This is a genomic window from Catenulispora rubra, from assembly GCF_015356825.1.
Taxonomy (GTDB): domain Bacteria; phylum Actinomycetota; class Actinomycetes; order Streptomycetales; family Catenulisporaceae; genus Catenulispora; species Catenulispora rubra.
The window spans coordinates 1-2,492 of record NZ_JAACYW010000555.1 but is presented as its reverse complement, the minus strand read 5'-3'; the positions used below and the strand labels follow the sequence as shown (position 1 = coordinate 2,492).

2 protein-coding genes are annotated in these 2,492 nt (G+C 67.1%); one reads left to right on the top strand and one right to left on the bottom strand.

Annotated features, from left to right (window positions below; translation table 11 throughout):
• On the bottom strand, positions 1 to 189 hold a 189-nt coding region (locus GWK61_RS58080; RefSeq protein ID WP_228564523.1), incomplete at its 3' end, for a hypothetical protein.
• On the opposite strand from GWK61_RS58080, the gene GWK61_RS53905 reads away from it, so the two are divergent.
• Positions 104 to 2,492: acyltransferase domain-containing protein (locus GWK61_RS53905; RefSeq protein WP_369125691.1), on the top strand; the 2,389-nt coding region annotated here is incomplete at its 3' end. The genes GWK61_RS58080 and GWK61_RS53905 overlap by 86 nt on opposite strands.

Here is a 2,492-nt window from a genome sequence, read left to right as displayed (position 1 = left end):
CGGCGGTGTGATCAAGGCCGTGATGGCGATGCGCGCCGGGGTCTTGCCCAGGACCCTGCACGTCGACGCCCCCAGCCCGCACGTGGACTGGGCCGGCAGCGGGGTGAGCCTGCTGACAGAGGCCAGGCCGTGGCCCGAGACCGGACGCCCACGCCGAGCCGGAGTGTCCTCCTTCGGTATGAGCGGCACTAACGCCCATGTGGTTTTGGAGCAGGCCCCCGAGCCGGCGTCTGTCGATGTTGTCGATGTTGTCGATGAGGACGTTCTTGGCATGTGGGCGGTGTCGGGGCGTTCGGTGGAGGCGTTGCGGGCTCAGGGCGGTCGGCTGGCCGAGGTGTTGGGCCGGGCGGATGGCGTCGATGTGGCCGGGGTCGGTCGTGCGTTGGCGGCTCGGGCTCGTCTGGAGCATCGCGCGGTGTTGTGCGGGTCCGGGACGGAGTTGGTAGCGGGTCTGCAGGCATTGTCCGAGGGTCGTGAGCACGAGGGTCTGACTCTCGGCTTTGCCGGTGCAGGTCGGCCACGGTGTGTGTTCGTATATCCAGGCCAGGGTTCGCAATGGCCGGGCATGGCCGCAGCTCTTTACAGTTCGAGTCCGGCGTTCGCAACGCGGTTGCGGGAGTGTGCTGAGGCGTTGCAGCCGTTTGTCGATTGGCCGGTGCTGGAAACTCTGACATCAGGTTCTGGGGAATGGTCCCGGACCGATGTCGTGCAGCCGGCGTTGTTCGCGGTGATGTTGGGGATCACTGCTGCCTGGCAGGACCTGGGTGTTGTCCCGGATGCGGTGGTCGGGCATTCGCAGGGTGAGATCGCGGCAGCTGTTGCTGCCGGTGCGCTGTCGCTAGAAGACGGCGCCCGATTGTGTGCACTACGCGCCCGGGCACTGTCCGGGCTCTCGGGTACAGGCGCCATGGCTTCGGTGCCGCTGCCCGCCGCTGATTTGCCTCCGGGGCTGGAGATCGCAGCAATAAATGGCCCCTCACACACCGTGGTCGCAGGACCGACTGCTACGGTGGCCGAGTTTGTGGCGCAATATCAGGCGCGTGATGTTCGTGCCCGGCTGATTGATGTCGACTACGCCTCACACAGCGTTCATATCGAGAGTCTGCACTCTGTGCTGGCGGAGCTGAAAATCAGCCCGCGCCAGGCACGGATCCCGTTCTATTCCACGGTCACCGCCGCACGCATCACCGATACCACTGTGCTCGATGCCGAATATTGGTGGCAGAACCTACGGCAGCCGGTCCGGTTCCACGACACCGTTCAGGCTTTGCGTGTCGATGGCTTCGGCATGTTCATCGAGTCCAGCCCGCACCCGGTGCTGGTCCCCGCCTTGGAACACAGCTTCGAGGGCTTCGAGACAGTGGTCATCGGCTCGTTGCGCCGTGACCACGACGGCTTGCGGCAGTTGCTGGGCAACGCCGCCCGAGCCCACGTCCACGGCGCACCCTTGACCCCGCCCGGCAGCACCGACCAGAACCCTGACCTGCTGCCGGACCTCCCGACCTACCCCTTCCAACACACCCGCTACTGGCTACTCCCGGCCGCTTCAGGTAGTGCCGGGGCGTTGGGCCTGGATCCTGGTGGGCATCCGTTGCTGGACGCGGTGGTCGCGCACCCCGATGGTGGCATCACCGGTACCGCGGTGCTGACCGCGGATCGATGCGCATGGATCCGTGATCACGCGGTCTACGACATGATCGTGCTTCCGGGTGCTGCGCTCTTGGAGCTGGTCCTGCACATCGCGGCCGGCACCGGCCATCCCCATCTGCAAGAGCTCACGTTGCAGGCCCCGCTGGTCCTGGCTGAGGATGACCAGCTTCACCTGAACATCACCTACCGACCCGACGGCACAGTCACCATCCACACCCGCCCCGCCGACTCCGACGAGCCGCCGACCTGGACGCATCACGCCACGGCCATCCTCACCACCGACCCCGCCCCGGAGCCGGACCCGATACCCGTGCCCCAGCCCGACGCCACAGCAACCGCACCCACAGTCCTCTACGCCGAACTTCACGACCGCGGCTACCATTACGGCCCGACCTTCCAAGGCCTCACCGACATCCGACACCACGGTCACCAGGCCTGGGCCACCGCGACCCTGCCCGCAGTTGCCGCCGTCGACGGGTTCCTGCTGCATCCCGCGCTCATGGATGCCGCGCTGCACACCGTCTTCCTCACCGCCGACACCGACCAGCCTGCCGCCCGGCAGCTCCCGTTCACCTTCACCGACACCACAATCCACCGACGCCCGGCCCCCACCACCATTGGCATCTACACCACGACCGAGGGCCCGGCCCACACCATCACCATCACGGGCCCGGACAACGCACCCATCCTGACCACCCACCTCACCACCCGCGCCCTGAACCCCCAGGACTTCGCCGCGCCGATCGACCAGTCAGTGTTCGAACTGAACTGGACCCAGATCCCAGCCCCGGTCACCCCGCCGCCCGCCGCAGACGTGCCCCGCACCTGGGCCGCCCTCGGCC